Annotated in this window: 30 protein-coding genes and 1 tRNA gene; 13 read left to right on the forward strand and 18 right to left on the reverse strand. The window is 60.1% G+C overall.

All coding sequences use genetic code 11. The annotated features are described in order from the left end of the window. Positions 1-31: 31 nt before the first annotated feature. Positions 32-1,057: a class I fructose-bisphosphate aldolase gene (locus CFter6_RS15050; protein ID WP_061540625.1), complete on the reverse strand. Its 1,026-nt coding sequence runs from the start codon at positions 1,055-1,057 to the stop codon at positions 32-34. A 203-nt stretch (positions 1,058-1,260) separates the two neighbouring features. On the opposite strand from CFter6_RS15050, the gene CFter6_RS15055 reads away from it, so the two are divergent. Beyond that, positions 1,261-1,686, forward strand: coding sequence for an OsmC family protein (locus tag CFter6_RS15055; protein WP_061540626.1), 426 nt, complete (start codon positions 1,261-1,263; stop codon positions 1,684-1,686). Between the two features lie 110 nt (positions 1,687-1,796). Continuing rightward, positions 1,797-2,012: a glycine zipper 2TM domain-containing protein gene (locus CFter6_RS15060; RefSeq protein ID WP_061540627.1), complete on the forward strand. Its 216-nt coding sequence runs from the start codon at positions 1,797-1,799 to the stop codon at positions 2,010-2,012. 33 nt (positions 2,013-2,045) lie between these two features. On the opposite strand, the gene CFter6_RS15065 is transcribed toward CFter6_RS15060, so the two are convergent. After that, positions 2,046-2,738, reverse strand: coding sequence for a Crp/Fnr family transcriptional regulator (locus CFter6_RS15065; RefSeq protein ID WP_061540628.1), 693 nt, complete (start codon positions 2,736-2,738; stop codon positions 2,046-2,048). 185 nt (positions 2,739-2,923) lie between these two features. Next, positions 2,924-3,643 carry a Crp/Fnr family transcriptional regulator gene (locus CFter6_RS15070; RefSeq protein ID WP_061540629.1) on the reverse strand — a complete coding sequence of 240 codons (720 nt, stop codon included), beginning with the start codon at positions 3,641-3,643 and terminating at the stop codon, positions 2,924-2,926. Between the two features lie 302 nt (positions 3,644-3,945). Between CFter6_RS15070 and CFter6_RS15075 the strand changes: the two genes are divergently transcribed. Further along, positions 3,946-5,694: a C13 family peptidase gene (locus tag CFter6_RS15075; protein ID WP_061540630.1), complete on the forward strand. Its 1,749-nt coding sequence runs from the start codon at positions 3,946-3,948 to the stop codon at positions 5,692-5,694. Positions 5,695-5,756: 62 nt separating this feature from the next. Here the strand turns inward: CFter6_RS15075 and CFter6_RS15080 are convergent, their stop codons facing one another. From CFter6_RS15080 to CFter6_RS15090, 4 genes are all read right to left on the reverse strand, one after another. Continuing rightward, entirely contained in the window at positions 5,757-6,158 is a 402-nt protein-coding gene (locus CFter6_RS15080; RefSeq protein WP_061540631.1) for a VOC family protein, read from the reverse strand. 20 nt (positions 6,159-6,178) lie between these two features. Then, positions 6,179-6,541 (reverse strand): YciI family protein, encoded by a 363-nt coding sequence (locus tag CFter6_RS15085; protein ID WP_061540632.1) that lies wholly within the window; start codon positions 6,539-6,541, stop codon positions 6,179-6,181. A gap of 131 nt (positions 6,542-6,672) precedes the next feature. Continuing rightward, positions 6,673-6,864, reverse strand: a complete 192-nt coding sequence (locus CFter6_RS26840) for a hypothetical protein (RefSeq protein ID WP_335340284.1) — start codon at positions 6,862-6,864, stop codon at positions 6,673-6,675. After that, entirely contained in the window at positions 6,852-7,916 is a 1,065-nt protein-coding gene (locus tag CFter6_RS15090; protein WP_335340285.1) for an RNA polymerase sigma factor, read from the reverse strand. Before CFter6_RS15090 ends, CFter6_RS26840 begins: the two co-directional genes overlap by 13 nt. Before the next feature lie 247 nt (positions 7,917-8,163). On the opposite strand from CFter6_RS15090, the gene CFter6_RS15095 reads away from it, so the two are divergent. Further along, on the forward strand, positions 8,164-8,733 hold the full coding sequence (locus CFter6_RS15095; protein ID WP_061540633.1) for a helix-turn-helix domain-containing protein: 570 nt from the start codon (positions 8,164-8,166) through the stop codon (positions 8,731-8,733). A gap of 9 nt (positions 8,734-8,742) precedes the next feature. Next, on the forward strand, positions 8,743-9,285 hold the full coding sequence (locus tag CFter6_RS15100) for a GNAT family N-acetyltransferase (RefSeq protein ID WP_061540634.1): 543 nt from the start codon (positions 8,743-8,745) through the stop codon (positions 9,283-9,285). A 5-nt stretch (positions 9,286-9,290) separates the two neighbouring features. On the opposite strand, the gene CFter6_RS15105 is transcribed toward CFter6_RS15100, so the two are convergent. Beyond that, positions 9,291-10,478 (reverse strand): acyltransferase family protein, encoded by a 1,188-nt coding sequence (locus CFter6_RS15105; RefSeq protein WP_061540635.1) that lies wholly within the window; start codon positions 10,476-10,478, stop codon positions 9,291-9,293. Positions 10,479-10,902: 424 nt separating this feature from the next. On the opposite strand from CFter6_RS15105, the gene CFter6_RS15110 reads away from it, so the two are divergent. Next, positions 10,903-12,435: a S41 family peptidase gene (locus tag CFter6_RS15110; RefSeq protein ID WP_417924804.1), complete on the forward strand. Its 1,533-nt coding sequence runs from the start codon at positions 10,903-10,905 to the stop codon at positions 12,433-12,435. Between the two features lie 45 nt (positions 12,436-12,480). On the opposite strand, the gene CFter6_RS15115 is transcribed toward CFter6_RS15110, so the two are convergent. From CFter6_RS15115 to CFter6_RS25145, 3 genes are all read right to left on the reverse strand, one after another. Then, positions 12,481-12,738 carry a hypothetical protein gene (locus CFter6_RS15115; protein WP_061542384.1) on the reverse strand — a complete coding sequence of 86 codons (258 nt, stop codon included), beginning with the start codon at positions 12,736-12,738 and terminating at the stop codon, positions 12,481-12,483. A 44-nt stretch (positions 12,739-12,782) separates the two neighbouring features. Beyond that, positions 12,783-13,034, reverse strand: coding sequence for a BON domain-containing protein (locus CFter6_RS15120; RefSeq protein ID WP_167351398.1), 252 nt, complete (start codon positions 13,032-13,034; stop codon positions 12,783-12,785). 117 nt (positions 13,035-13,151) lie between these two features. Then, a complete protein-coding gene (locus CFter6_RS25145) occupies positions 13,152-13,454 on the reverse strand; it encodes a hypothetical protein (protein ID WP_150118776.1) in 303 nt (100 codons plus the stop codon). A gap of 427 nt (positions 13,455-13,881) precedes the next feature. On the opposite strand from CFter6_RS25145, the gene CFter6_RS15125 reads away from it, so the two are divergent. Together CFter6_RS15125 and CFter6_RS26035 are read left to right on the forward strand one after the other, a co-directional pair. After that, positions 13,882-14,226 (forward strand): BON domain-containing protein, encoded by a 345-nt coding sequence (locus tag CFter6_RS15125; protein WP_061540637.1) that lies wholly within the window; start codon positions 13,882-13,884, stop codon positions 14,224-14,226. Positions 14,227-14,247: 21 nt separating this feature from the next. After that, positions 14,248-14,421 carry a hypothetical protein gene (locus CFter6_RS26035; protein ID WP_167351399.1) on the forward strand — a complete coding sequence of 58 codons (174 nt, stop codon included), beginning with the start codon at positions 14,248-14,250 and terminating at the stop codon, positions 14,419-14,421. Positions 14,422-14,541: 120 nt separating this feature from the next. Here CFter6_RS26035 and CFter6_RS25150 read toward each other — a convergent pair whose 3' ends face one another. The 5 genes from CFter6_RS25150 to CFter6_RS15145 all read right to left on the reverse strand — a co-directional run bounded on the left by CFter6_RS25150 (position 14,542) and on the right by CFter6_RS15145 (position 18,228). Continuing rightward, the gene (locus CFter6_RS25150; RefSeq protein ID WP_082814804.1) at positions 14,542-14,874 is read right to left on the reverse strand and encodes a hypothetical protein; all 333 of its coding nucleotides are present in this window, start codon (positions 14,872-14,874) and stop codon (positions 14,542-14,544) included. Positions 14,875-15,213: 339 nt separating this feature from the next. Next, complete coding sequence (locus tag CFter6_RS25155) at positions 15,214-16,500, reverse strand: eCIS core domain-containing protein (RefSeq protein WP_082814805.1); 1,287 nt, start codon at positions 16,498-16,500, stop codon at positions 15,214-15,216. Positions 16,501-16,791: 291 nt separating this feature from the next. Then, positions 16,792-16,867 (reverse strand) — tRNA-Lys (locus CFter6_RS15135). A 115-nt stretch (positions 16,868-16,982) separates the two neighbouring features. Next, entirely contained in the window at positions 16,983-17,456 is a 474-nt protein-coding gene (locus tag CFter6_RS15140; protein ID WP_061540638.1) for a transposase, read from the reverse strand. 148 nt (positions 17,457-17,604) lie between these two features. Then, complete coding sequence (locus CFter6_RS15145; protein WP_061540639.1) at positions 17,605-18,228, reverse strand: TetR/AcrR family transcriptional regulator; 624 nt, start codon at positions 18,226-18,228, stop codon at positions 17,605-17,607. 94 nt (positions 18,229-18,322) lie between these two features. Between CFter6_RS15145 and CFter6_RS25690 the strand changes: the two genes are divergently transcribed. The 4 genes from CFter6_RS25690 (at position 18,323) to CFter6_RS15160 (ending at position 24,630) form a co-directional block, all read left to right on the forward strand. Then, the gene (locus tag CFter6_RS25690; protein WP_150118778.1) at positions 18,323-18,571 is read left to right on the forward strand and encodes a hypothetical protein; all 249 of its coding nucleotides are present in this window, start codon (positions 18,323-18,325) and stop codon (positions 18,569-18,571) included. A 76-nt stretch (positions 18,572-18,647) separates the two neighbouring features. Further along, complete coding sequence (locus tag CFter6_RS15150; RefSeq protein ID WP_061540640.1) at positions 18,648-19,859, forward strand: efflux RND transporter periplasmic adaptor subunit; 1,212 nt, start codon at positions 18,648-18,650, stop codon at positions 19,857-19,859. Positions 19,860-19,951: 92 nt separating this feature from the next. After that, on the forward strand, positions 19,952-23,188 hold the full coding sequence (locus tag CFter6_RS15155) for an efflux RND transporter permease subunit (RefSeq protein ID WP_061540641.1): 3,237 nt from the start codon (positions 19,952-19,954) through the stop codon (positions 23,186-23,188). 2 nt (positions 23,189-23,190) lie between these two features. Then, positions 23,191-24,630, forward strand: a complete 1,440-nt coding sequence (locus CFter6_RS15160; protein ID WP_061540642.1) for an efflux transporter outer membrane subunit — start codon at positions 23,191-23,193, stop codon at positions 24,628-24,630. 76 nt (positions 24,631-24,706) lie between these two features. Here the strand turns inward: CFter6_RS15160 and CFter6_RS15165 are convergent, their stop codons facing one another. After that, on the reverse strand, positions 24,707-25,708 hold the full coding sequence (locus tag CFter6_RS15165; protein WP_236904281.1) for an MFS transporter: 1,002 nt from the start codon (positions 25,706-25,708) through the stop codon (positions 24,707-24,709). Next, on the reverse strand, positions 25,666-26,046 hold the full coding sequence (locus CFter6_RS26470; protein ID WP_236904282.1) for a hypothetical protein: 381 nt from the start codon (positions 26,044-26,046) through the stop codon (positions 25,666-25,668). Before CFter6_RS26470 ends, CFter6_RS15165 begins: the two co-directional genes overlap by 43 nt. Before the next feature lie 202 nt (positions 26,047-26,248). On the opposite strand from CFter6_RS26470, the gene CFter6_RS15170 reads away from it, so the two are divergent. Beyond that, positions 26,249-26,845 carry a TetR/AcrR family transcriptional regulator gene (locus tag CFter6_RS15170; protein WP_061540643.1) on the forward strand — a complete coding sequence of 199 codons (597 nt, stop codon included), beginning with the start codon at positions 26,249-26,251 and terminating at the stop codon, positions 26,843-26,845. Positions 26,846-26,847 lie beyond the last annotated feature (2 nt).

Genomic DNA, 26,847 nt, shown 5'->3' on the forward strand with positions numbered 1-26,847 from the left:
CCGCATCCCGCGATGACGCGGGATGCCTATCTTATGCAGGCGCTTTTTCCATCGCACTATCGTACTGCCCGGCATGCGCCAGGCCGTTCAGCCGGCAGCGATTGAAGAAGGTTTTTTGCGCTTCGGCGACATTCTGTTCCTGCCCCTTCCATGTCGTCAGCACCGGCGCCTGCAGCGCCCGGCCGTACGAGAAGCTGACCGGCCAAGGATGCGCGCCCAGCTTGTTCATTGCATCCAGATGCGCGGTCGCGTCTTGCGCGCTTTGGCCGCCGGACAGGAACACGATGCCGGGAACCGATGCCGGCACATAACGCGTCAGGCAACGCATGGTGGCTTCGGCAACTTGTTGCACGCCGGCTTGCTGCGGGCACTTCATGCCGGCAATTACCATGTTCGGCTTGAGCAGCATGCCCTCGAACACGACGCGCTGGTTATCCAGCTCGGCAAACACGATTTCCAGCACCTTTGACGTCACCGCTTCGCAGCGCGCGATGTCGTGCGAGCCGTCCATCAGCACTTCCGGCTCGACGATAGGCACGATCCCGGCCTCCTGGCACAGCGCGGCATAACGCGCCAGGGCGTGGGCGTTTGCCTGGATCGCGGAGCTTGTCGGAATGCCCTGCTCGCTGATCTCGATCACGCCGCGCCACTTGGCGAACCTGGCTCCCAGCTGCTGGTACTCCTGCAGCCGCTCGCGCAAGCCGTCCAGCCCCTCGGTGATTTTCTCGCCCGCATGCAGGGCCAGCGGCTTGGCGCCGCTATCGACCTTGATGCCGGGGATGATGCCGCGCCGCGTCAGCAGCTCGGCAAAAGGCGTGCCGTCCGTTGCATTCTGGCGCAGTGTTTCGTCGTACAGGATGACGCCGCCGAGATAAGGTTCGACACCTTCGGTGGAAAACAGGATTTCACGATAACGGCGGCGGTTTTCTTCGCTGCACTCGAGTTTGATGACATCAAACCGTTTCTTGATGGTCGGCCCGCTTTCATCCGCCGCCAATATGCCCTTCTGCCCTGCCACGATGGCGCCGGCCACCGACTTCAGCTCGTCGATATTCATTGCTGGTTGCTCCCAGTGATGACTGCAGACTGCAAAAAGCCCTGCTGGACATGCTGCCACGAATGCATCGGCGAGGCAACCGCTTGCCGTACCGTGCGTGCCTCCTATGTTGGCTATCGAACTGACTGCGGCCAGTGCAGCGTGGGATTGTGTCCAGCAGCCTTCAACACATGACAAATCTTTTTTACCTAGGAGACACGGTTATGAAACGTACAGCATCGGCAATCTGGAACGGCGGCCTCAAGGATGGCAAAGGCAATATCTCGACCCAAAGCGGAGTACTGGCCAAGGCCCAATATGGCTTCAACACACGTTTCGAGGACGGCCCCGGCACCAATCCGGAAGAATTGATCGCAGCCGCGCATGCCGGCTGTTTCAGCATGGCCCTTGCGGCCCAGCTGGGCGAAGCCGGCATGACCGCGGAAAGCATCAAGACCAGCGCCGCGGTAACGCTGGAGAAAATTGACGGCGGCTTCTCGATTACCGCGGTGCACCTGGACCTGGTCGCCAGGATTCCCGGCGCAACCCAGGCCAGTTTCGAGGCGGTGGCGGACAAGGCCAAGACAGGCTGCCCGGTGTCGAAGCTGCTCAACGCCAAGATTACCCTGGATGCAAAACTGGAAACCTGAATATAGGTCTAGGTGCGCCACCGTACCGACCATGGCCGGTTTTACAGCTACTGTTGACTTCAAGGCTAGGGCATTTCCCTACGCCTGAGTATTGATAAAGAGGTGTCCTTATGAAAACCATGCAAAAACTTACTGCCACAGCAATCACTGTTGTCATGTTGCTTGGCCTCGGCGCATGCGACGGCATGTCGCGTCGCGGACAGAATACGGCGATCGGCGCAGGTGTAGGCGCAGTCGGCGGTGCGGTATTGACCAACGGCAGCGCACTCGGCACAGTGGGCGGCGCCGCAGTCGGCGGCGTCATCGGCCACGAAGTCGGGAAATAAGGAATTGGGGCCAGCAGGCAGTCATGCTGGCCTTCAGCATAACCACGCTGCATAAGCTTGCTGTTCGGCGGCATAGCAGCCGCATGCCGCGGCTTCCAGTCCAGGCCTGTCGAGTACCTTGAGGTTGCCGCGCCGGTATTCTATCAAGCCGCTGCGTTGCAAGGCGCTGGCGGCGGCGGTGATGCCTTCGCGGCGCACGCCGAGCATGGCGGCCAGGAATTCGTGGGTGACGCGGAAACTGTCGGAATGCGCCCGGTCCTGGCTCATCAGGAGCCAGCGCGCCAGGCGCGGACCAATCAGGTGAAAACGCAGGCAGGCAGCCGAAGTCGCCATTTGCGCCATACGCACATACAGATAGTGGTGCATGGCGCGCAGCAAAGCCGGGCTATGCGCCAGCTCGCCGCGAAAATCATTGACGCCGACACGTCGTGCGGCGCCCGGGCTCTGTACCACGGCATGCACGGGCGCTGTCGCCACACCCAGCGCCATCTGCACCCCCAGCATGCCCTCCCGCCCTACCATGCCAACTTCCACTCCCGGGCTGCCCTCAATCCGGGCTACCAGCGAAATCGACGCTTCGGTAGGGAAATACACATGGCGGATAGCGTTGCCAGGCTCGCACAACACCTCACCCAGTTCCAGCTCGACCGGCTCACTGACAGACAGCAGGTGCAGGCGATCCTTGCGCGGAAGCAGCTCGATCAGATGGTTCTCGACGATGCCCAAACTGGTTCTCCGGTATATTGCCGGCCCGTCAGCTGAACGAGCCGAGATGAAGATCGCGTTATTGGCGAATACGATGTCGGGGTAGTAACAGCAGTTTGCGGCAAGCAGTTGCGGCTGACCGTCTGCTACCGCACATAAGGAAGATTGAATTGAGGCGCCGGGCCGGCGCGGCAAGCTGAGTTACATCAGATCGCCAGTTTGTCAGGAAGCAAACGGTCGCATTCTTTCTTGACCACCGCATAACATTCGCAAGTGCGCTTCTCCAGGCCCGGCCGGTCCAGCACCGTGATGTGCCCGCGCACATAGCGAATCAGCCCCGCCGCCTGCAGACTGCCGGCCGCTTCCGTGACGCCTTCGCGCCGCACGCCAAGCATGTTGGCGATCAGTTCCTGCGTCATCACCAGGTCGTTGCCCTGCAGCCGGTCCAGGCTCAGCAGCAGCCAGCGGCACAGCTGCTGGTCCAGCGTATGGTGGCGGTTGCATACCGCCGTCTGCGACATCTGGGTGATCAGCGCCTGGGTGTACCGCAACAGCAGGTGCAGCACCGGGCCGGCGCGGTTGAACTCGTCTTTCATCGAGCGCGCCCTTAAGCGGTAACCTTGGCCGGCGCTTTGCACCACCGCCCTGCTGGGTGTGGATTCGCCGCCCATGAACAGGGAAACGCCGACGATGCCCTCGTTGCCAACTACCGCGATCTCGGCTGAGGCGCCGTTTTCCAGCAGGTACAACAGCGAAACAATGGAAGTGGTGGGGAAATATACATAGTTCAGCGTGCTGCCCGATTCATACAGCACCTGGCCGAGCGGCATCTCGATCGCTTCCAGTTGCGGCAGCCAGCGCTGCCATTCGGCGTCCGGAAGCGCGGCCAGCAGGTGATTCTTCTTGGGGTCTGGAGGCTTGTCCATAATAAAACTCCAAAAGCGGATTTGACGTCTGGAAACGCTGCCGGAAACGCTTTTTTCCGGGCTTTGAGTATAGTCGCCAAATTTATCCGTGTGTTCGCTAGTGTACAGAGCGGGCGTGCCGCCGACACCTGAAACAACGCCAATTACCATGGGAACCTGGATTTTTATCCAAAAAACAAGCTCTCATGTTAAATTTCCGTACCGCAATTCGCGGCAGCTCAAAATCTTCGGAAACAGGGAAATACATGCATAAAAATAAAGCCGGCAGCTGCGGCCGCGCACTAGCGGCGACTGCGATATGTATGCTTTTCTCGGGATTCCTGACCGCCTGCGCCGCCGCATCCGGCCCGGACGCAGTTACCCCCGACGGCGGCCGATATTACGGCCAGCTGGCGGACGGAAAATTGCAGGGCCAGGGCAAAATAGAATGGGAAAACGGCGCGACCTACGAGGGCGGCTTTGAAAAAGGGCTGTTTTCCGGCAAAGGAAAATACCAGATAGATCTTGGCTATCAGTACGAAGGCGAGTTCAAGGACGGCATGAGATCCGGCCAGGGCCGCGCCGTCAATCCCGGCGGCACGGTGTACGTCGGACAGTTCGCCAATAACGAATTCGACGGCCTCGGAAAGCTGACTTCCAGGAACGAGGAATACACGGGCCAGTTCAAGCAAGGATCATACGCCGGCAAAGGTGAAATAAAGTATCCGAACGGACGCACTTACAAAGGTGAGTTCGCCGATGGTCAATACCAGGGTAAAGGGCGCTACGAAGTAAAGGGCGAAGAATTCTACGAGGGGGAATTCGACAAGGGAGAGTTCGCCGGACATGGCGTCTACCAAAGGAAAAACGGCTCCCGCTATGTCGGCGCTTTCAAGAAATGGCTGCCTGACGGCGGCGGCCGGCTTACCGATGCAGGGGGCAATGTCTACGAAGGCATTTTTTCCGGCGGACGCCTGGTCGGCCAGGGACACTACACCGGCAAGGACGGCAGCAGCTACCAGGGCGGATTCAAGAACTGGAAATACCACGGACAAGGGATTTACCGGAGTGCCAAAGGCGACCGCTACACAGGAAATTTTGCGTACGGCTTCTATGAAGGCGAAGGCACCCTGGTTTACGCTACACCGCAAAAAGACGGCCGCACCAAGGACAGCGGCAACTGGAGCGAAGGTATCCTGGAAAATGCGGCGGCTGAAGCGCAAGCCAAGCTGAACATAGAAACCGCGCTGTACCAGCAGCGTGCCCTGCTCGACAAGGCCCTGGCGGCAGTCGCCCCGCGTGAACCGGGCAAGATCAACCTGTACCTGCTGGCTGTCGCCGGCGACGGTTCGCAAGAAGTATTTCACCGCGAAACGGATTTTGTGCGGGCGCAGTTCGACCGCGATTTTGGCACCCAGGGGCGTTCGATAGTACTGGTCAACAGCCGCAATACAGTGTCGCAGCAGCCGATGGCGACAGTCACCAGCATCCGCGAAAGCCTGAACGCCATCGCCGGCAAGATGGACAAGGAAAAGGACATCCTGTTCCTGTACCTGACCAGCCACGGCTCGCGCGATCATGAGCTGATGCTGGCCCAGAATGGCATGGAGCTGCGTTATCTCAAGGCCACGGAACTGGGAAAAATGCTGGCTGAGTCCGGCATACGCTGGAAGGTGGTGGTGGTTTCGGCCTGCTATGCCGGCGGCTTCATCAATCCGTTAAAAAACGAACACACCATGGTGATTGCCGCCGCACGCCCTGACCGCACTTCCTTCGGCTGTTCCGACGACAATGACTTCACCTATTTCGGGCGGGCCTTTTTCCAGAAATCCCTGCCTGGCAGCGCATCCTTCAGCGCGGCTTTCGACAAAGCCAAATCCCTGGTCGCTACCTGGGAGAACGACGATATCAAATCCGCCGGTAAAGACGGCGAAGTACTGCATTCGGAACCGCAGATACATCACACCGCCCTGATCGACCAGTACCTGAAGACATGGCAGGCGCAGCTGAAAATCGCCGCGCCTGCGGCGAATGCAAAACAGGCGGCGGCGCCAGGCCCGGCGCCCAACTGAAGCAGCGCACCGCTTTAACGGAGGAAGCCGCCTCTGCTCAAAGACAACGGCTCGTCTGCAAGCTACTCGCCGTCTGCCGGCACCATATACGCGAATTCCCACGCGTGGCCGTCCAGGTCGCGGAAACCATGGCTGTACATGAAACCGTAGTCTTGCGGCTCTTCCGTGGTGCGCCCTCCGGCAGCGCAGCCGCCGGCAACCAGCTTGTCGACCTGGGCGCGGCTGTCGCATGAAACACAGATCAGCACCTCGCTCTGCTTGGTGGCGTCGCACACCGGCTGTTTGGCAAACCCCTGGAAAAAATCTTCTACCAACAGCATGGCGTACAGGTTCTCGCCAAGGATCATGCATGCCCCTTGGTCGTTGGTGAATTTCGGGTTGAAGTCATAACCGAGGCTCTTGAAGAAATCCTTCGATTTCGGCAAGTCCTTGACCGGCAGGTTGACGAAGATTTGCTTGTGCATGATCGTTCCTTTCAGATAATTCAGACGGTTGCCTGCGTTGCAGCGATATCGCTGACGTCGAGTTCGCGCACCGGGCGCACTTCGATGCTGCCGTAGCGCGCAGGCGGGATCTTCGAAGCCCAGTGGATCGCCTCGTTGAGGTCCTTGGCTTCTATCATGTAGAAACCCGCCAGCTGTTCCTTGGTTTCGGCGAACGGGCCGTCGGTCAGGGACATCTGGCCGTTGCGCACCCGGATGGTGGTGGCCGTGTCGGTCGGCTGCAGCGCCTGCCCGGCAACAAAGTGGCCGCTATCGCGCAGTTCCTCGACAAAGGCGAAACAGGTGCTGTCCGGACAGGCATGCAGCTTGTCCTGGGCAAGGTAGACAAGGCACAGATAGTTCATGATGGTCTCCAATAATGGCGAGGGTAATGGGTGACTACTGGCGGCGCAGCGCGCCGCCGGGGTCGCTTCATTTGCACTTACACTGATTAGTCGAACCGCAGGCAGCGGAATCGACAGCACTCCAAATATTTTTATTGTTCAGCCAGGCCGGCCAGCCGCCGGTGCAGGAAACGCCGCTCCGGCTCTTGCTGGGTCAAGGCCAGGGCCCGCCCGTAAGCGGCGCGTGCTTCCGCAACGTGACCCAGGCGCCGGTGCAGGTCGGCCTGCGCGGCGTGCGCCAGATGATAATTTTGCAACTGGCCGCCGGCAATCAGGTTATCCACCAAAACCAGCCCGGCATCCGGCCCTGGTGCATGGCGACCGCCACCGCCCGGTTCAATTCAATCACCGGCGTGGGTTCCAGCCGCAGCAAGGCGTCATACAGGCCGACGATCTGCTCCCAGTCGGTGGCGTCGGCCTGGCGGGCATCGGCATGGACGGCGGAAATGGCGGCCTGCAGGGCGTATGTGCCGAAACGCCCGGATGACAAGGCGCGCTCCACCAGCGCCGAACCTTCGGCGATATATTCTGCGTTCCACAAAGTGCGGTCCTGCTCGTCCAGCGGCACCAGGTCGCCGGCGGTCGTACTACGCGCAATGCGGCGCGATTCATGCAGCAGCATCAGCGCCAGCAGGCTCATGACCTCCGGCTCCGGCAGCAGTTCCAGCAAGAGGCGCGTGAGGCGGATCGCTTCCTGCGACAGGTCATGGCGCGTCAGCGTCTCGCCCGAGGAGGCGGAATAACCTTCGTTGAACACCAGGTAAATGACACGCAGCACCGTATGCAGGCGCGCCGGCAATTCGTCGCGGCCGGGAACCTGGTACGGAATGCGGGCATCGCGGATTTTCGCCTTGGCGCGCACGATGCGCTGCGCCAGCGTCGGCGCCGGGGTCAGGAAAGCATGGGCGATCTCTTCCGTGCTGAGGCCGCAGACTTCGCGCAAGGTCAGCGCAATCTGCGCATCCGGCGCCAGCGAAGGATGGCAGCAGGTGAATATCAGGCGCAGGCGATCGTCCTCGACATGCTCACGGTCATCGTCCGGGGCCTGGCTGTCGTCGGCGATTGCCTCGATCGATTCCGCCACGTCGTCGTAAGCGGTGAACCTGGCGCGGCGGCGTATGCCGTCGATGGCCTTGAAGCGCCCGGCCGACACCAGCCACGGCACCGGCTTGTCGGGGATGCCGTCGCGCGGCCATTGCTCCATCGCCGCCTTGAACGCGTCTTGCAAGGCTTCTTCGGCCAGGTCGAAGTCGCCCAGCAGGCGGATCAGCGTGGCGAACACGCGGCGCGATTCGCTACGGTAAATACCTTCGATCGTGGCGCTAATTGACATCATGCGGGCATCGTGTCGGCATCGTATTGGAGTCGTCTCTTGATAGTTTTTTGCGCGGTGCAGCACACCGCTTGGCGATAGCTGCTTATTCGGACAGCGCCGTCGCTCCCTGTCCCACGAGAATAATACATTGAATCGCTGCCCTGCCAAGCTCGCCGGTCCGGCGGCGCTACAGATTCTGGGCTTGACTTCACCATCCAATATAATAGAAAATAATTCCATTATTATAGAAACCGAGGAATCGCCTCCCATGGACATCAACGCCCGCATCGCCGCCCGCGTCAGCTTCCTGCGCCAGGAACGCGGCCTGTCGCTGGATGCGCTGGCTACCCGGTGCAGCGTCAGCCGTTCCATGATTTCCCTGATCGAGCGGGGTCAAAGCAACGCCACCGCGGTGGTCCTGGAAAAACTGGCGACCGGGCTCGGCGTGATGCTGCCCGCCCTGTTCGAAGATCCGCAGCCGCAAACCTCCCCCCTCATCCGCCATGCCGACCAGCCGCAATGGCGCGATCCGCAATCGGGTTATTTACGCCGCAATATCTCGCCGCCGGACCCGCTATCGCCGCTGCGGATCGTGGAAGTGCTGTTTCCGGCCGGCGCCCGGGTGACTTACGAAACCGCCGCGCGCGAAGCCCTGGTCTACCAGCAGGTATGGATCCTGGAAGGCAAGATGGATATCGCCGTCGGCGCTGCGCAGTATTCGCTCGAAGCCGGCGACTGCCTGGCGTTCCAGCTGGACAGCCCGGTCGCCTACCACAACCCCCATCGCAAACCTGCGCGTTACGCCGTCGCCAGCAGCACGGACAACGCGCGCCAATAAGGAACCGGCATGCAAGACAACATACAGATCCGTCGCCTGGACTCACTTGATGCGGCGGCGATTACCGCCCTGAGCGAGATCCTGATCGATTGCGTCGACGGCGGCGCCTCGGTCAGCTTCATGCATCCCCTGACGCGTACCCGTGCGGACAATTTCTGGAATGGCGTCACTCCCGGCGTAGCCGCCGGCGAACGTTTGCTGCTGGTGGCCCAGGATCAGGATGGTACGATTCTCGGCACGGTGCAGGTGGTGCTGAGCCAGCCGGAAAACCAGCCGCATCGCGCCGACGTGGCGAAACTGCTGGTTCATCGCAAGGCGCGGCGCGCCGGTTTGGGAGCGGCGCTGGTGACGGCGGCGGAACATGCCGCGGCGCTCGCCGGCAAGCGTTTGCTGGTGCTGGATACGGTCACCGGCAGCCCGGCGGAGCAGCTATACAAACGACTGGGATGGCAGGTGTCCGGCGTGATTCCCGACTACGCGCTATGGCCGGATGGCCGCTTGTGCGCCACGACCATCTTCTACAAGCATATAGGAAACGGCACGGCAGCCTGAGCCGGCTACTTCGTGTAAGCGGGGAGCTCTGTTTGCGGCGGCGCGGTGCCGGCGCCAAAATTGCTGGGGAAACGCGCATCGCGCAGCTTCATGAAAGGCGTTTCGATCAATCGATACAGCAAGTATCCGCCCACGATGCTGATCAAGGCGATCAGGACAACTTCGATCGCCGGGTCAATGCCGGCGCGCTTCAGGATCGGGTGGGCGATCATCGCGAGCGGCTTGTGCATCAGGTAGATGGCGTAAGACCATGCGGCCAGCTGGGCTGCGCCCGGTATCCGCCAGCGGTACAGATAGCTGCACGGACTGAGCGCGGCGACCACCAGCAGCGCGAAGGCGACGGCAATCAGCGAATAGCCGAATCCGCTCATGAAGAACCCGTAGCCATAGCCCTCGATATAGTAATAATTAACGGCCAGGTAGAAAAGCAGCGCCACCGCCAGGCCGCCGAAAAACAAGGACAAGTGGCCGCGGCGCAGGATCTTTTGCCAGAGATCGCGGTGAAAATTCTTCAGGATGGCGACAGCGATACCCGGCAGGAACTCATCAAAGCGGCAAAAGCTCGAGTAGTAGACATTCGGGTAATAGCCACCGACCGCACCGCCGGCTTCCCGTCCATACTGCAGCCACAATAGGCTGCGCAGCGCGATCCCGGCCAGCATCAGCAGGCCGAGGGCGGCCCAGGCCAGCCGGATCGACTTGCCATACCTGGCGGCGAGGATAACGGCGGCCGGCAACAACAGATAAAACTGTTCCTCTATGCACAACGACCAGGCATGGGAAAAAGCGGTTCCCGGCTGCAGCCACAGGTTCTGCGTGAAAGTGAGGAAGCGCCACAACGGCGGCGGCGCATTTCCTCCCATTACCACGGGAAACAGAAAATAAAGCGCCAGCACAAAGTAGAAATTGGGCAGCGTCCGAAGGAATCTCCTGGCGTAGAAATGCCTGAGCGAAAGCCGCTGCCCGCGGGCGACGCCGGCAAAGATCTGGTTGCTGATAAGGTATCCGCTCAGCACAAAGAACAGGTCGACTCCGGTCCAGCCCACCTTGCTGGCCCAGCCGAATGTGGCTGAGCCGCTGACAAACGCCATGTAGTGGTACATGAATACCAGCGTGATCGCCGCGGCGCGCAGCGTGTCCAGGCCGTGGTTGCGATGCGGCGCGTTTACAGGATGGCGCGTGGTGGGTGGCATGGCAGGAATGGTGGGATTTATCGGGAGTCGGCTGCAGGCCGCGGGCATTTTTCCGAACATGGCGTACACCTGCCCTGCTTCGCACATCACACAAAAAAAGCCCGCCGAAGCGAGCTTTGCAATGACCGATACTTGAGGAGATTCGCGTAATCCCGTGCTATCTGCAAAGTGACTACGCCGCGAATGAATCTACTCAAGTATCTACCATCAAACATTTTCTGGACACGCACGACAGCCTGTGCGTGAAACCCAGTATGCAACATGACTTATCCGGATGCAAGTTTTTTTTGATGCTTTTCTGTCCAAGCGCAAATCGCTTTCAGGATGATGGCTGGTAGACTCCAATTTCCACGCTCCTCACCTGCCCGATGGAAGAAAAATGCACAGCGCGACCAGAGCCGAAACGATTTCCGCCAACCCGCCTATGGACGACCAAACGCGCCGCGGGCATCGACCCTTGAGCGCCCGCTGGCTGGCGCCGTTCGTGTTGCTGGCATCCAGCTTTTGCACAACCGTCCGCGCGGCCGAAGCCTCGCCCTGCCCGCCCGACTGGGAAGCGCAGATCTGCGAACTCAAGTCGGTAGTGGACGTGCTCAAGAAAGAACACCTGACGGAGATCGATGTCCCGGCCTTCCTCGACGAAACCATCCGCCTCGGCGTCAAGACCCTGCCCTACGCCCGCTTCCTCAATGCGCAGGAACAGCAGGAACAGGTAAAAAAAGACCAGCGCACGCGCAATGGCGCGCCCGGCATCGGCATCATTTTCGAGACTTTGCCGGACGGCTTGCATATTATCGATGTGGTGCCCGACGCGCCTGCAGCACTGGCCGGGGTGCGTACCGGCGACCTGGTGGTGGCGATGGACGGCAACAGCATGGTAGGCATCGACAATACCGAAATCGCCAAGTACGCCAATGGCGAAGCCGGTGCGCCACTCAAGCTGACGCTGTTGCGCGGCGCTTCGCAGCAACGGCTCGAATTCTCTCCGCTGCGCGCAATCATCAAGCCGCGGCCGGCAAGCGCCAGGCGGCTCGACGGTAATGTGCTGTACACCCGGCTGGCCAGCTTTCCTGAACCCACCATCGGCGATTACATAGACGTGGTGCAAGCGGAGCGTAAAAAAGGACCGCCGGCCGCAGCAGTGGTCCTCGACCTGCGCATCAACGGCGGCGGCGCGCTCAATGCGGCGATCGGCATTACAGCGCTGTTCGCCGGCCGCGACAAGACAGCAATGGTCACGCTGCAGCGCGACGACAAGATCCAGCATCGCATCAGCACCAACTGGCCGGACTATGACCTGCCGGTCATGCAGGGCCAGGATCCGCTGGCGCCGCTGCAAAGCGACGACTGGTGGCGCAGCGTGCCGCTCATCGTGCTGATCGACGGCCAAAGCGCTTCCGCCGCGGAAGCCACCGCCGCCGCCCTGAAAGACCTCGGCCGCGCCAGGCTGCTGGGCACCCCGACCTACGGCAAGGGCATGGCGCAAACCGGCGTCGGCACACGCGACGGTACTTACGTCGTCTGGAGCAATGCGCGCAACTTGCGGCCGAACGGTTGTCCGATGGAAGGTTATGGCGTGGTGCCTGACTGGATCGTGCCGCCGCGCAAAGACGCCGACATGGATGGCGTCCTGCTCGGTTATCGCGAAGTCGATATCCCGCGCGCCGCCTACGCCAACAAACCGGCGCCCGATCCCTTCGCCGATGTGCGCAAGGAGCGCCAGCGCCTGCGCGACCGCCGCGCGCTGGCCAAGCTGGACCCGGCCAACAGCGCGGCGTTGCCGCAAAAGGAATTCGGAACCGCCAAGGATTGGCAGCTGGAACAGGCGCTCAACGCGCTGGCCGGCAAGCCGGTGCAGACGGTGAGCGTGAATCCGAGGTTCATGCCTGCGCAACCGGCGTGCATGAAACTCGAGGGACAGGTAACGGAACAGAAAACCGGGCCAAAAACGCAGTGATCGTCGATTGCACGCAGAACCAGGGATTTTGACTCTTGCGGCGTTTCACGCGCCAAGGAAATTTTCTGATGCGTTTCCTTGATGCGATAACATGCCACCCCAATTCTGGACCGGCTTTTCCACCATGCTGGCCCGCCAGTCGCCCACATAGCCAAACGTGGGAGCGGGTATGGGATCAGTGAACCAGAAGCTGGTCTGCATGACGACATCGGGCTCGCCAAACCAGTGCGCCCGGCCGTCGCCGTCCATGACCCACCACCTGGCGCCCTGCGGCGCCTGGCTCCAATCGATATTCCATTCCATAGCAGGACCCTCAGTGCTGTTCTCATCCACCGCGCATGCGCGATTCATTTCTTGATAACGATGTGATTGACCACGCTGGTTACCCTGTCGACTGCCTTGGCCACCACGATGCTGGTATCGACCTGAGCCCGGTTGTCGGCGAAACCGCTCAATGTCACTTCGTGGTTCTGGGTCTGGACTTGCAGGTCAAGGTTTTTGAGATCGCCGCTATGCAGCAATCCAGCTTTCACCTTGGCGGTGATGATCGAATCGTCAACCGCAGTGCTGACAGCAGCAGAAGGGGGATTTCCGGCCATGTCTTTTGTCTTGTTGCAGCCGGACAAAAAGACAAGCAGGAAACACGCAGCGACAAGGCTTGGACGGACGGAACGCTTCAGAAACGTAACCATGGTTTTTCCAATCATCTTTCCGGCTCACACGGCTCTTCTCGCATCGGCTGGTTCTTCTTGCAATATCTGATGCAGTACAAGAGGACGCTGCGGCGGGACCAGCTGTGGCGGCCTTTGCCTGTCGGCGACGCTTTCCACACCGTCAATGGCGATGGCCTCAAGGAAACCCAGGACGCTGCGATGGTAGTCGACGCGCATTCCAGCTTCCAGCAACAGCCTTTCCGCCTGGAATAGTGAAAGACGCGCATCGCGCAATTCGCCTGCAGCCAGTTTTTCCGGCGTCACAGCGTATTTTCTCGCCCATCCATTCAACCATTCGATTCCCATGCCGATTCCCTTTTATCAAAAGACGATTTGGCGCTTATCCAGGCAATCGGCTAATGCACAAAAAAATAGAGCGCTAGCAACAGCGCCATCGGCGCACCCAAAATCCATCCCAGAATATATTTGTCCATAGCCATCTTCCCTTTTGCGAACATTGAACCAGCACGGCATAGCGCACGCAACGGGCCAGCTTCCGTGCCGCCTGCCCGATGACATATCTTATAAAACTTATTTTCGCCCCGATCCGTTCGCCATCCCACATTGCATAAAATTCCTGTCCGGGGTATCCGCAAGCTTGCCATATCTGCCAAATCATCCGGATTGCAGAATTATTGTCGCCTGCGTACGCTAACGAACAGAGAGGGAAAGGGTAAAGAAGGCAAAGTCCAGTGCATATATTGGAATTCCCCTACTTTTGGATTGGCATGCCATGAGCGCGCTCGTAAATCGCTTCCTGGGCACAATGGCCATTTGCGCCCTGCCGGCTTCCCTGTGCGGCTGCAATAACGCGCAAAGCATGCCTGTTGCCGCGCCGCTTTCCGCGATCCAGTCCGCACCTGCCGGCAGCGGACTCACGGCCAAAATCAAAACCGCCTTGATGGCAAGTGATGGCATCGACAATCTTGATATAAGAATCCGGACGCAACAAGACGAAGTCATGTTGAGCGGTTTCGCCGACAGCCGCGCCCAGGTCGATCGCAGCATAGAGGTAGTGAAACGGGTAGCGGGGGTCGGCAGGGTAATCAACCGTATCCGCATCAGGAAATTTACCTAGGCGCTGAAAGGAAAACCCGCCATGTGCGCCGACCTGATCGAATTCAAGATGGCCTGGTGGTTCAAGCTCTACATCCTGGGCGTCACGGCCATGTATTTGCTGACCGGTTGCGAACCGCGGCAGGAAAGATCGCTGTACTGGTGCAGCAAGGCGATCAGGGCCAGCTGCAATGGCAAACGCATCAAGGTCTCCTGACCTCGAATCTTCCGCACGGTCTCGTCATGTAAACACAGGCAGATAAATTCTGTCCACTCCGAATACTCATTCCTTTTTAGCGAACCCCTGCGTATCGGCAAGGATTCGCCGTTGGCTGTTTTAACGAGCCGGGATGACTACAACGGTGCCAGCTTCAGTGCTTCCTTTGGCTCCGGTACTTCCTCTTGCACCGGTGCTGCCGGTTGCGCCCGTATATCCGGTAGCCCCGGTATCGCCTGTTGCGCCGGTGCCGCCGGTCGCTCCGGTGTCCCCGGTCGCACCTGTACCGCCGGTAGCTCCGGCGCGGCCGGGCGCCCCTGTATAGCCGGTGCTACCGGTGGCTCCGGTGTATCCGGTGGCGCCTTGCGGCCCGGCCGGACCTGTAGGTAAGGTAAAACAACCGGCCAGTGTAAGCGTCGCCAATGCTGCGGCAAACTGTGTCATGTATTTCATGATGATTTCCTTTGTTTGACTAACCAGAACTACGCACATGATTGTGAGCAGCCATCCAGATTTGATCAGTCTCTGGCGACAATGATGTGCACCGGCAGATCAGGCCATCGCTACTGCACGATCGCGGCGGCAGCCGAACTGTCGACATGGCCAAGGGGGCCGCATCCAGTCGGCGCGCTACGATTGCAGACCAGCTTATTCAGGAAATCCAGTGGGGTCTGTGCGTTGGCGTACCAAGATCATATACGGCAGGTGCGCAGGATAAAGAAAATCACGGTTGTATTGCAATCCGCTGCGGCAAAAAAGCGCAGGCTGGAAGTTCGCCTCGTTGCAGTCGGCTTATATGGGTTTTGATTCTGACTGCTTTGCCACTATGTACTTTTTCATGATGGCTACGAACTTGAGTCTATTTGCCGGGTTTTCCGCAAATGCCTTTTCGCGGCCGGCTACATTTTCAACGTAATGCATGAACTCCGCATCTTGCTCATCGGTCAAGGCGAGAGCCAGGTCGTCATTGCTCATTGGACCGTCTTTGAGGCCAGCATTTTTGTCGTCTTTCACGCCTTTTACTATCTCGTAAGGAGCGGACTGCTTGGCCATCCAGCCGCTCTCGGCAGACTGGCTCTGAGTCAGGTATTTTTTTTGAATCCTCACATAAATCCTGTACGCGACATTGCCTTCATTTGCGAAACCGTTGACTTTATCGAGATCGGTGGTGAACTCTATTAGTTCTTTCACTTTTGCAGAATCTTTAATTTGAGAGACGTAGTCCGCAACATCCGCAGCCTCTGGCCTGGTCACCACCGCGCTGGAAGCAGATTGCCCAGCGCCATCCAGCATCTTTGTGAGACTCACGAATAACCCGGTTTTGATATCGCTCGACTTCGGCGTGCGCTGGGTCGGCGTGACGACCCTTGCAACCACCACAAATGCATCGTCTGCCGCCTGCTCTACTTGTCCCTGTGTCGACAATGCCACACTATCGGGATCCGTAATGTTTGGTCGCCCGTAGGCCTGGATTGGTCCGGGCCACGCCGGCAACGCCTTGGGCGCCAGCGCGTGCGCTGAGCTTTCCGGGCCGGCCGGCGGCGCCATGGCCTGATGGACAGCTGCCCGCGCGCCCATTGCATCGGCCTCCTGCTCCAGGCCCGCATCGTCACTCACCCCCATCCCCGCCATCTGCGTCGTCGCCCGCACCCGTCCTTGCCTTTGCTGCACCACATGCCACGCTTCGTGCGGCAGATGGCGCTCCTGCCCAGGCGCCAGGTGTATCTCGCTGCCTTGCGCATACGCTTGCGCCTGGACCCGCGCCGGCCTGGCCGAGTTGTAATGCACCTTGACGTTATCCAGCGCCACGCCAGACAGGTTTTCGATACCGTTTCTCAGCTTGGCTGGAAGGCCGCCGTCGATGCCAGGCGACGCCTTGATTGGTCCGGGGTGCAGAGAAAAGGGAGCATGTCCATTGCTGGCGGCGCGTCTCTGGATCGCGCTGCCGGCATAACGATAGCTGCCCATTGCAACTAGATCGCTGCCGCGCTCGGGGATCGCCCGAGATTGTGCGGCCAAACTGCTTTGCGCGCTAAGCTGCGGCGCCTGCGTCGGTGCTTGCGACCTGATTTTTTGCATGCCGGGCGCCTTTCGTCTGGCAAGTTCGATTAGTTCCCATAGGGAAACGTACGAGTTTTTTGCTCGAAAAGCAATCGGAAAGTGCGCGTCTATTGATCTTGACTGTCAAATTTGACAGGCGGGATTACCGGACTGGACCAATATGGGCAGGAAAAAAGCCCCTCCTATTTCGCTGTCTTGGCGCCACCCCCGGTCAGGTAGATTGATGCCGCAGTTCGCAGAAGGAAAACAGAAAAAACGGAAAGTGAAAATGAAAAAGCCCTCCGATTGCTCGGAGGGCTTTGAATCTGTTGGTGGGGCGTGTGTGATTCGAACACACGACCTACGGATTAAGAGTCCGCTGCTCTACCAGCTGAGCTAACGCCCCAACAGGGGACGAATTATAGCGGCTGTTTATTATTTTTGCTAGTTCTTCGTAGGAATTTCTATCGAATTAAATCTTCACCGTTGTTTCTGTCCTCTTCCAACCCTGGGCGGCAGCATCATGCCGTGACCAGCCCCACCCAGTGCAAGGTTGATTCGTCCGCTGCAATCTGGGTGCGCCGGGCCGGACGAACTGCCTTGGTGGCCGCTATCGCAGACCTGTAGAAGGTCTTGTGGGCTTTTCTCAGCAAGCGTTGCTCAATGCGCAGGGTATACAAATCACCGTACTCGACAATTTTCCCCAGCACCTGCGCCAACTCCTTGTCATCAGCTTGGCTTTGCGCCAGCTGGCGCCAGAAATCGCATTCGGTCCAGCGCCGGAAACGCATGTAGATCGTACTTGAACTGCCGAACCGCTCGGGCAGGCGGCACCACGAGCCTTTGTTGTGAACTATCCACAGCACGGCCTCGATAAACAGGCGGTTGTTTTTTGCATTGGCGCCGGGATCGCCCTGTTTCCCGGTCAGGAGCGGCTCAAGCTTTTGCCATTGCCCGTTCCGAAGTTTGATTTCCTGCTTATCTACCAGGCTCATGGCGGCCGCCTCCAGAAAGAATGTCGTTGCGCTGCCTGCCTCGGCCGCTCATGGCGATGAACCGAGGCACAAGCTTGATATTCTAGCGATGGGGTAGGTCAAGAAATATAAGAGATGTCTGAAATCGAAGGGCCATGCCCCGGCCGTCTTAAAGCGGATCAGGCCAGGCGCGCATCGCTTGCGCGCCGATTGCCAGCAGCTTCTCGCGCCCGGCGTTGTCGCGCGCCTGGGTCGACATGCCGTGGATGACCGTCACGAAAAAACTCGCCATCGCGGCGGTATCGGTATCGGCAGCCAGTTCGCCCTCGCGCACGCCGCGGTCCAGCCGGTCCTTGATGCCGGCCTCCATCTGCCCGCGGTAGTCCGCCAGCACTTCCTGCACATGCGAAGAGGCGGCGGTGCAATTGGTGGCTGAAGTCACGACCATGCAGCCGGGCGGCTGGTTGGGGTCGGTTTGCGAGATGGCGATCACTTCCATGTAACTGCGGATGCTTTCCTTTGCCGTCAGCGGCTCGGCCACGATCGACTCGAAAAAACATGGCTTTTTTGCAAGGTAATATTCCACTGCTTCCAGGAACAGGCGTTCCTTGTCGCCGAATGCCGTGTACAGGCTGGGCGGCGTGATTCCCATGGCGCTGGTGAGGTCGTTGAGCGAAGTCGCCTCATATCCGTAACGCCAAAAAACCAGCATCGCGCGTTCCAGCGCAAGTTCCCTATCGAACGATAAAGGACGGCCGGCCTTCTTGCGCGGCTTGTCTTGTGTCATTTCCATAGTGATCGATATTAAACTACTTGACAGCGTAAAACAACCCCGCTAGAGTCACACTCTAATTCGTAGTGATCGCTATTGAATAGAAATTCTGCAGATGCCGGATGTGGCCAAACGGAAACAACAGTGTCTCACAGAATTAAATTTGATGTTTTCCGAGCGCGTTTTTTTGCTTTCAGGTAAGGGAAAAACCGGCACATTTGGAGGATCAGACAAGAAGCGTCCAGTAAGCGGCTATCGGCTGACAGCCAGTCAGCCATATATTGCTAATCATGATTTGAAGCAATCCAAGCCAGTCAAGAACGCCGATGTCGGTCTCCAGGCCAAGCTGCAATCCCTTTCATAGGCCCAGCGCTCCCGCGATTGTTTCCGATTACGCAGTTATCCATTTCCGTTTCCACACATATATCCAGGGGTCTCACATGCAAACTTCGACACCATTATTTTCTCGCAAAGCCATTGCGATTGCGGTTGGCATCCTTATCCTCGCCGCCGCCGGCACTTTCACCCTGACCAGCCGCCAGGCCAAGGCGGTCGCCGCGCCGCCTCCTGCCGCATCGGTCTCGGTGGCCGCCGCCCTGGAAAAATCGGTTACCGAATGGGATGATTTTTCAGGCCGGGTGGAAGCCATCGAACGGGTTGAAATCCGTCCGCGCGTATCCGGCACCATCGACGCCGTGCATTTCCAGGAAGGCCAGCTGGTCAAGAAAGGCGACCTGCTGTTCACCATCGACCCGCGCCCTTATCAAGCGGAACTGGCACGTGCGGTCGCCACCCAGGCCGGCGCCCGGGCCGGCTTGTCGCTGGCCAAGACCGAACTGGCGCGCACCGGCCGCCTGATTGAAGAGCACGCGGTCGCACAGCGTGAACTGGACCAGCGCAACAATGCCTTGCTGGAAGCCGACGCCAGCCTCAAGGCGGCGGACGCAGCGGTGCAGACTGCGCGCCTGAACCTGCAATACACCGCGATTGCGGCGCCGGTCAGCGGCCGCGTCTCGCGTGCCGAGATCACGGTCGGCAACCTGGTCGGCGCCGGCGTCGCTTCGCCGGCCTTGACTACCGTGGTGTCGGTATCGCCGGTGTACATCAATTTTGAAGTGGATGAGCAAACCTATATCCGCTACGCCGCCAACGGCGCGGTCGGCAATTCCGGCGTCAAGAACCTGCCGGTGTCGATTGGCCTGGCCAGTGAAGAAGGTTATCCGCACCAAGGCCAGATCAAGGCTTTCGACAACCGTCTCGATACTGCCTCCGGCACGATGCGGGTGCGCGCGGTATTCGACAATTCGAACGGCACCCTGACTCCCGGCATGTACGCCCGCGTGCGCACCGGCGGCGCGGCGGCAGAGACTGCCGTGCTGATCGACGACAAGGCGGTCGGCACCGACCAGGACAAGAAATACGTCATGGTGCTGGGCGCGGACAACAAGGTCACCTATCGCACGGTCAAGCTGGGCCCGATCGTCGACGGCCTGCGGATCGTGCGCTCCGGCCTCAAGAAAGATGAGCGGATCGTCGTCAACGGCCTGCAGCGGATCCGGCCGAACGACCTGGTCACGCCAGTGACGGTGGCCATGGACGGTGAACAGCTCGCGCCAGCGAAGAATGCACTGGCCGTGGCTGCAGCTAAATAACAAGGACGCCGACGATTACCAGAGCGATACAAGAACAATCGCAGAACAATCACATATCGCATCGACGCCAAAACACAGCAGAGCCCAACACCATGAATATTTCTAAATTCTTTATCGACCGCCCGATTTTTGCGGGCGTGCTATCTGCGATCATCCTGATCGGCGGCCTGATTTCCATGCTCAGCCTGCCGATCTCCGAGTACCCGGAAGTGATTCCGCCCTCCGTCATCGTCAAGGCGCAGTATCCGGGCGCCAATCCGCAAACCATCGCGGAAACCGTCGCCACGCCGATCGAAGAACAGATCAACGGCGTCGAAGGCATGCTCTACATGTCTTCACAAGCGACTTCCGACGGCCTGATGACGCTGACCATCACCTTCAAGCTCGGCACCTCGCCTGACCTGGCGCAGCAGCTGGTGCAGAACCGCGTCAACCAGGCTTTGCCGCGCTTGCCGGACGTTGTGCAGCGGCTGGGCGTGACCACCGTCAAAAGCTCGCCCAACCTGACCATGGTGGTGCACTTGCTGTCGCCTAACGACCGCTATGACATGGCCTACCTGCGCAACTACGCGGTGCTGAACGTCAAGGACCGGCTGGCGCGCCTGCCCGGCATCGGTTCGGTGCAGCTGTTCGGTTCCGGCGACTATTCGATGCGGGTCTGGCTCGATCCGCGCAAGGTGGCTGAGCGTGGCCTGGCCGCCACCGATGTGGTGAACGCCATCCGCGAACAGAACGTCAATGTCGCCGCCGGCGTGATCGGCGCTTCGCCTGCGGTTCCCGGCGTCAATTACCAGATCTCGGTGAACGCCCGCGGCCGCCTGGCCAACGAGGAAGAGTTCGGCAACATCGTGATCCGCACCTCGTCCGACGGCGTGGTGACCTACTTGAAAGATGTGGCGCGCATCGAACTTGGCGCCAGCGAATACGCCTTGCGCTCGCTGCTCGACAATAAACAAGCGGTAGCGATTCCGATCTTCCAGGCGCCCGGCTCCAACGCCCTGGAAATCTCCGACAACGTGCGCGCCACCATGGCCGAGCTGAAGAAAGACATGCCGGAAGGTGTCGACTACAAGATCGTCTACGATCCGACCCAGTTCGTCCGTTCTTCGATCGAAGCCGTGGTGCATACCCTGCTGGAAGCGATCCTGCTGGTGGTGATCGTGGTGATCATCTTCCTGCAAACCTGGCGCGCTTCGATCATCCCGTTGCTGGCGGTGCCGGTCTCGGTCATCGGTACTTTTGCGGTGATGATGGGCCTGGGTTTTTCGATCAACGCACTGAGCCTGTTCGGGCTGGTGCTGGCGATCGGGATCGTGGTCGATGACGCCATCGTGGTGGTGGAAAACGTCGAGCGCAATATCGAAAACGGCTTGTCCGCCAAGGAAGCTACCTATAAAGCGATGCGCGAAGTATCGGGACCGATCGTGGCGATTGCGCTGACCCTGTGCGCGGTGTTCGTGCCTTTGGCTTTCGTCAGCGGCCTGACCGGCGAATTCTTCAAACAGTTCGCCCTGACCATCGCTATCTCGACCGTGATTTCGGCCTTCAACTCGCTGACCCTGTCGCCAGCGTTGGCCGCCCTGCTGCTGAAAGGCCATGGCGCCAAGAAGGACGGCTTCCAGCGTGTCATCGACCGTATCTTTGGCGGCTTCTTCTCGGTGTTCAACAAGGTCTTCCATCGCGGCTCGACTTCGTACGGCGACGGCGTCACTGGCATCCTGAAACGCAAGACCGCGGCGCTCGGCGTGTATGCCGTTCTGATCGGCCTGACCATGCTGCTGTTCCACACTGTGCCGAACGGCTTCATCCCGGCACAGGACAAGCAGTACCTGGTCGGTTTTGCCCAGCTGCCTGACGCTGCTTCGCTCGACCGTACCGAGGACGTGATGCGCAAGATGTCCGAGATCGCGCTGAAACAGCCTGGCGTGGAATCGGCCGTGGCCTTCCCTGGCCTGTCGATCAACGGCTTCGTCAACAGCCCGAACTCCGGCATCGTGTTCACCACGCTGAAGCCGTTCGACGAACGCCGCAGCGCCGACCAGAGCGGCATCGCGATTGCGCAGCAGCTGAACCAGAAATTCTCGGCCATCCAGGGCGCTTTCATCGCCGTGTTCCCGCCGCCGCCAGTACAGGGGCTGGGCACCATCGGCGGTTTCAAACTGCAGATCGAAGACCGTGGCGCGCTGGGCAACCAGGCCTTGAACGACGCCTTGCAAGCGTTCATGGCGAAAGCGCACCAGGCGCCTGAGCTGGCTGGCATGTTCTCCAGCTTCCAGATCAACGTACCGCAGCTGTACGCCGACGTCGACCGTGTCCGTGCCCAGCAGCTGGGGGTGTCCATCCCGTCGGTGTTCGACACCTTGCAGATCTACCTGGGTTCCTTGTACGTGAACGACTTCAACAAGTTCGGCCGCACCTTCCAGGTACGGGTCCAGGCGGATGCGCCGTTCCGCGCCCATGCCGAAGATATCGGCTTGCTGAAAGCGCGCAACGACAAGGGCGAAATGGTGCCGCTGTCCTCGCTGCTGAAGATGACGCAAAGCTACGGCCCCGACCAGGCTGTGCGCTACAACGCCTTCCCCTCGGCCGATGTCAACGGTGGCCCGGCGCCAGGCTACAGCACCGGCCAGGCCCAGGCAGTGGTGGAACGCATCGCGGCCGAGACCCTGCCGCGCGGCATCAGCTACGAATGGACTGAAATCACGTATCAGGACAAAATCGCCGGCAACACTCTGTTCATCATCTTGCCGCTGTCGATCCTGCTGGTGTTCTTCGTGCTCGCTGCCCAATATGAAAGCCTGACCTTGCCGCTGGCGGTATTGCTGATCGTGCCGATGGGGATCCTGTCGGCGATTGCCGGCGTCTGGCTGACACGTGGCGACAACAACATCTTCACCCAGATCAGTCTGATCGTGCTGGTGGGGCTGGCCTGTAAGAACGCCATCCTGATTGTCGAGTTCGCCCACGAGCTGGAGCTGCAAGGCCGCTCCATCTACGCTGCGGCGATTGAAGCTGCTCGCCTGCGTCTGCGGCCTATCCTGATGACCTCGATCGCCTTTATCGCCGGTGTCGTGCCGCTGATCCTGTCGAGCGGCGCGGGCGCCGAAATGCGCCATGCGATGGGCGTGGCGGTGTTCTCGGGAATGATCGGGGTGACGGCTTTCGGCCTGTTCCTGACGCCGATCTTTTATGTACTGCTGCGCACCCTGGCATCGCGCTGGACAACCGGCAGCAAGCATGAAGCCGAGGCCTATACCGGTCCGGGTCATGCGCCGCACGGCAGCGTCACGCCTGCGATTGCCAGCAGCGCGCAAATTGAAGGAATCTGAACATGAAAAGCTTTAACTTGAAACTGACTGCAATGATGGCCGCGCTGGTGCTGGCCGGCTGCTCCACTACCAAACCGCCGGAACAGGTCGCAGTCGACACGCCGGCCCAGTACCGCGAAGCGGCAGCGTTGGACGGCAGCTGGAAAGTAGCCCGGCCTGCCGACGCTGCCGACCGTGGCGCCTGGTGGTCGGTGTTTGACGACGCCGAGCTCAGCAAGCTGATCAGCGACGCCACCGAGTCCAGCCCGACCCTGGTGATGGCCTTGGCGCGCGTCAAGGAAGCGCGCGCCACCGCCGGCCTGGCCGATGCCGACCGCGCCTTCCAGCTGGGCGCCGCCTTTGGCCCAACCCGCCAGGGCACAGCCAGCGCCACCTCTACCCAGTGGCAGGCGCAATTAGGCGCCTCTTATGAGGTCGATCTGTTCGGCCGCCTGTCGGACAGCAGCCGTGCCGCGCGCCTCGACGCCGAAGGCCAGGAAGCGGCCTATCGTTCGGTGCTGCTGGCGCTGCAGGCCGATGTCGCCCAGCAGTATTTTGCGATCCGCTCGCTCGATTCGGAACTCGACGTGCTGCAGCAGACCATCAAGCTGCGTCAGGAAAACCTGCGCCTGGTGCAGCATCGCTACGATGCCGGCGACACCAGCGAACTGGATGTGGCGCAAGCCCAGACCGAGCTGTCGGTGACCCAGGCTGAACAGGAAGGCGTCAGCCGCAACCGCGCCCAGCGCGACCATGCGCTGGCGATCCTGCTAGGCAAAGCGCCGGCTCAGTTCACCCTGGCCAGCGCACCGCTGCAGCCGGTGACGGTCAACGTGCCGCCAGGCCTGCCATCCGACCTGCTGGAACGGCGCCCGGACATCGCCCAGGCGCAGCGCCAGCTGGCCGCCGCCAGCGCCCGCATCGGCGTCGCCAAGGCCGGCTTCTTCCCGAGCCTGGTGCTGACCGCTTCCGGCGGCTTCGCCTCGGACGCGCTGCACAATCTGTTCCAGTGGTCCAGCCGCAGCTGGATGCTGGGACCGCTGGTCGGCAGCGTGCTGAACCTGCCCTTGCTCGATGGCGGCCGCAACAAGGCTAACCTGGCCAAGGCCGACGCCAACTATGAATCGGTGGTGGCCAACTACCGCCAGCAAGTGCTGGTCGGCTTCCAGGATGTGGAAGACAACCTGAGCGCGATGCGTACGCTGGATAACCAGATCCGCTTCCAGGAAGACGCCGTGAAATCGGCGCAACTGGCCGCGCGCCTGGCCGATTCGCGCTACAAGAACGGCTCGACCAGCTATTTTGAAGTGATCGACGCCCAGCGTTCGAGTCTTTCCGCGCAACGTGCGAAAAGCCAGAGCGTCGGTCAGCGGGCTGTGGCCTCGGTTGGCCTGATCAGGGCGCTGGGCGGCGGCTGGGATCAGCCTGCGGCAAACGCTGCCCCTCTGGCGCTGGCCAGGTAACAAGCAATAAAGTTTCTCTCCAGCCTGCATCAGGCGAAGTCGAAGCAGACTCGCCGGTGCAGGTTTTTTTTCGTTCTTAATCCCGGATATCGCGCAAAGGCGAGGTTTTCAACAAGCCGAAAGTCAGCAGGCTGCCGCCCACCGCAATGGCAATCAATCCGCTGCGCACGCCCAGGTGTTCGGCGATCCAGCCGGCCGACAAGGCGCCCAGCGGCGCCGCTGCTACGGTCATGAAACGCATGGTCGACACCATGCGGCCGTGATAAGCATCGGGCGTCAGTTTCAGGCGCAGCGCCAGGTAAGGCATGAAATACAGCATGGCGCTGCAATCGAAGATGAACACCACCACGCCGTAAGCCAGCGCGCTCAGCAGCGGCAAACCGAACAGGTTGGCCGGAATCATCGCCAGCAGCAGCCAGGCCGCGCCGGTGCCGCCGAGGCCGATCAGGATCGTGCGGCCGCTGCCGAAGCGCCGCGACAAAGGCTTGAGCAGCATCGAGCTGACCAGCACTCCCAGTCCGCCCAGCGTCTGCGCAGCGCCCAGCACGCCTGGCGACATGCCCAGCTGGTGGGTGGCGAACAGGATCTGCAAGGCCAGGTAGCCGTTGAACAGCAGCTGCCACAAGGCGGTGCCCCAGGCCAGCGGCCACAGCACTTCGTGATTCCACACCATCTTGATGCCATCCACCATCTCGCGGAACGGATGGCGATCGGACGGCGCAGGATAAGAGTCGCGCTTGCGCAGGTAACGCAGGTTCCACGACGACGCCATGAAAGCGAGGGCATCGACCAGCACCGCTACCGGCGCCGTCAGCAGTTGCACCAGCATGCCGGCGATGCCGGGGCCGACCAGGCGCGCCATCGAATCAGTCGCGGCGAACTTGCTCTGCGCATCCAGCAAATGCTCGCGCCCCACCAGCTGCGCCAGGAATACCTGGGAAGCGCTGCCGCCGATCACGAAGCCGATCCCCATCAGGAAGCCGACCGCGTACAGCACATGCATGTTCAGCAAACCCAGCCAGTAACTTATCGGAATCACCGCCAGCACGACGCCGAACAGGAATTCGGACCATAGCAATACCGGATACTTGCTGCGCCGGTCCAGCCAGACCCGACCGGCAGCGAGAACAAGGCGAACGGCAGCGTCTGCAAGGCGATCAGGATGCCCATCTGCGCCGGAGTGGCTTGCAGCAGCAGCACCGCGGTCAGTGGAATCGCCAGGCTGCTGATCTGTTCGCCGAAGCTGGCCAGGACCGTGGACAGCCAGAAGCGGCGGAAGTCGTGGTGGCGCAGCATCGGATCGGCCGACAGCTTGCGGATGAAAAATTGACGGAATGCGTTAAAAATGATGCAACTCTCTGAAAGCGGCAACACTGGATAAGTAAGCGCGGCACGGGCAGTTCCGGATAGGAACATTGACCAAATGATAGCAGTAATGCGGCCGGCTTTTACCTGCTGCTGCAAATTAAATATGTTGATATTTCATAGACGAAACCGGCTGTAGCGAGGCTTCGTTTCGACGCTTTTCGAGCAAATTTCCAGATATGGGAAAAATATCAATAAATCATGATTTTTTCGGCGCCAAGCAATTTAAGACGACTGGTCATATAATAGCGGAATGAATAAAGCCACAGTCCTCAACAACACCCGCGCAACCCTGCTCGAAACCGGCCTCAGGCTGTTCGCGGGGCAAGGCTACAACGGCACCGGCATCAAGGAAATCGTCGATGCCGCGGGCGTGCCGAAGGGTTCGTTCTATAACTATTTCAAGAGCAAGGAAGACTTCGGCGCCGAGGTCATCTCGTTCTACGCCGACGGCTTCGCCGACAAATGGTCGGGCTATTTTGCCGAGGGACCGGAACAGCCGCTGGCCGCGCTGCGCTACACCTACGAACGCATCATCGGCTACCACGAACAATGCGCAGTGAAAGCCGGTTGCCTGTTGGGTAATTTTGCCGCCGAAATGTCGGAATCCAGCGAGCTCTGCCGCCTTACCCTGCAGGAAGTGGTGGCCGGCTGGCGCAAGCGCTTCGCCAGTTACTTGCGCAAGGCCCAGGCCGACGGTTCGGTACGCACCGACCTGAGCGCCGAGCAACTCACCGATTTTTTCTGGAACGCCTGGGAAGGCGCCATGCTGCGCATGAAAATCGAGCGCTCGACGGCGCCGGTGCGCGCCTGCGTCAACCTGATGTTCGACCATTTTTTCCTGCCGTAAAA

It is taken from the genome of Collimonas fungivorans (genome assembly GCF_001584145.1).
In the GTDB taxonomy this organism is placed as follows: Bacteria; Pseudomonadota; Gammaproteobacteria; order Burkholderiales; family Burkholderiaceae_D; genus Collimonas; species Collimonas fungivorans.

Coding starts and splice junctions, on each gene's coding strand:
- CFter6_RS15050 (WP_061540625.1), bottom strand. CDS start 1,057: ATGAATATCGACGAGCTGAAGTCGGTGGCCGGCGCCATCGTGGCAGGG.
- CFter6_RS15055 (WP_061540626.1), top strand. CDS start 1,261: ATGAAACGTACAGCATCGGCAATCTGGAACGGCGGCCTCAAGGATGGC.
- CFter6_RS15060 (WP_061540627.1), top strand. CDS start 1,797: ATGAAAACCATGCAAAAACTTACTGCCACAGCAATCACTGTTGTCATG.
- CFter6_RS15070 (WP_061540629.1), bottom strand. CDS start 3,643: ATGGACAAGCCTCCAGACCCCAAGAAGAATCACCTGCTGGCCGCGCTT.
- CFter6_RS15075 (WP_061540630.1), top strand. CDS start 3,946: ATGCTTTTCTCGGGATTCCTGACCGCCTGCGCCGCCGCATCCGGCCCG.
- CFter6_RS15080 (WP_061540631.1), bottom strand. CDS start 6,158: ATGCACAAGCAAATCTTCGTCAACCTGCCGGTCAAGGACTTGCCGAAA.
- CFter6_RS15085 (WP_061540632.1), bottom strand. CDS start 6,541: ATGAACTATCTGTGCCTTGTCTACCTTGCCCAGGACAAGCTGCATGCC.
- CFter6_RS15090 (WP_335340285.1), bottom strand. CDS start 7,916: ATGATGTCAATTAGCGCCACGATCGAAGGTATTTACCGTAGCGAATCG.
- CFter6_RS15095 (WP_061540633.1), top strand. CDS start 8,164: ATGGACATCAACGCCCGCATCGCCGCCCGCGTCAGCTTCCTGCGCCAG.
- CFter6_RS15100 (WP_061540634.1), top strand. CDS start 8,743: ATGCAAGACAACATACAGATCCGTCGCCTGGACTCACTTGATGCGGCG.
- CFter6_RS15105 (WP_061540635.1), bottom strand. CDS start 10,478: ATGCCACCCACCACGCGCCATCCTGTAAACGCGCCGCATCGCAACCAC.
- CFter6_RS15110 (WP_417924804.1), top strand. CDS start 10,903: ATGGACGACCAAACGCGCCGCGGGCATCGACCCTTGAGCGCCCGCTGG.
- CFter6_RS15115 (WP_061542384.1), bottom strand. CDS start 12,738: ATGGAATGGAATATCGATTGGAGCCAGGCGCCGCAGGGCGCCAGGTGG.
- CFter6_RS15120 (WP_167351398.1), bottom strand. CDS start 13,034: ATGGCCGGAAATCCCCCTTCTGCTGCTGTCAGCACTGCGGTTGACGAT.
- CFter6_RS25145 (WP_150118776.1), bottom strand. CDS start 13,454: ATGGGAATCGAATGGTTGAATGGATGGGCGAGAAAATACGCTGTGACG.
- CFter6_RS15125 (WP_061540637.1), top strand. CDS start 13,882: ATGAGCGCGCTCGTAAATCGCTTCCTGGGCACAATGGCCATTTGCGCC.
- CFter6_RS26035 (WP_167351399.1), top strand. CDS start 14,248: ATGTGCGCCGACCTGATCGAATTCAAGATGGCCTGGTGGTTCAAGCTC.
- CFter6_RS25150 (WP_082814804.1), bottom strand. CDS start 14,874: ATGAAATACATGACACAGTTTGCCGCAGCATTGGCGACGCTTACACTG.
- CFter6_RS25155 (WP_082814805.1), bottom strand. CDS start 16,500: ATGCAAAAAATCAGGTCGCAAGCACCGACGCAGGCGCCGCAGCTTAGC.
- CFter6_RS15140 (WP_061540638.1), bottom strand. CDS start 17,456: ATGAGCCTGGTAGATAAGCAGGAAATCAAACTTCGGAACGGGCAATGG.
- CFter6_RS15145 (WP_061540639.1), bottom strand. CDS start 18,228: ATGGAAATGACACAAGACAAGCCGCGCAAGAAGGCCGGCCGTCCTTTA.
- CFter6_RS25690 (WP_150118778.1), top strand. CDS start 18,323: ATGCCGGATGTGGCCAAACGGAAACAACAGTGTCTCACAGAATTAAAT.
- CFter6_RS15150 (WP_061540640.1), top strand. CDS start 18,648: ATGCAAACTTCGACACCATTATTTTCTCGCAAAGCCATTGCGATTGCG.
- CFter6_RS15155 (WP_061540641.1), top strand. CDS start 19,952: ATGAATATTTCTAAATTCTTTATCGACCGCCCGATTTTTGCGGGCGTG.
- CFter6_RS15160 (WP_061540642.1), top strand. CDS start 23,191: ATGAAAAGCTTTAACTTGAAACTGACTGCAATGATGGCCGCGCTGGTG.
- CFter6_RS26470 (WP_236904282.1), bottom strand. CDS start 26,046: ATGTTCCTATCCGGAACTGCCCGTGCCGCGCTTACTTATCCAGTGTTG.
- CFter6_RS15170 (WP_061540643.1), top strand. CDS start 26,249: ATGAATAAAGCCACAGTCCTCAACAACACCCGCGCAACCCTGCTCGAA.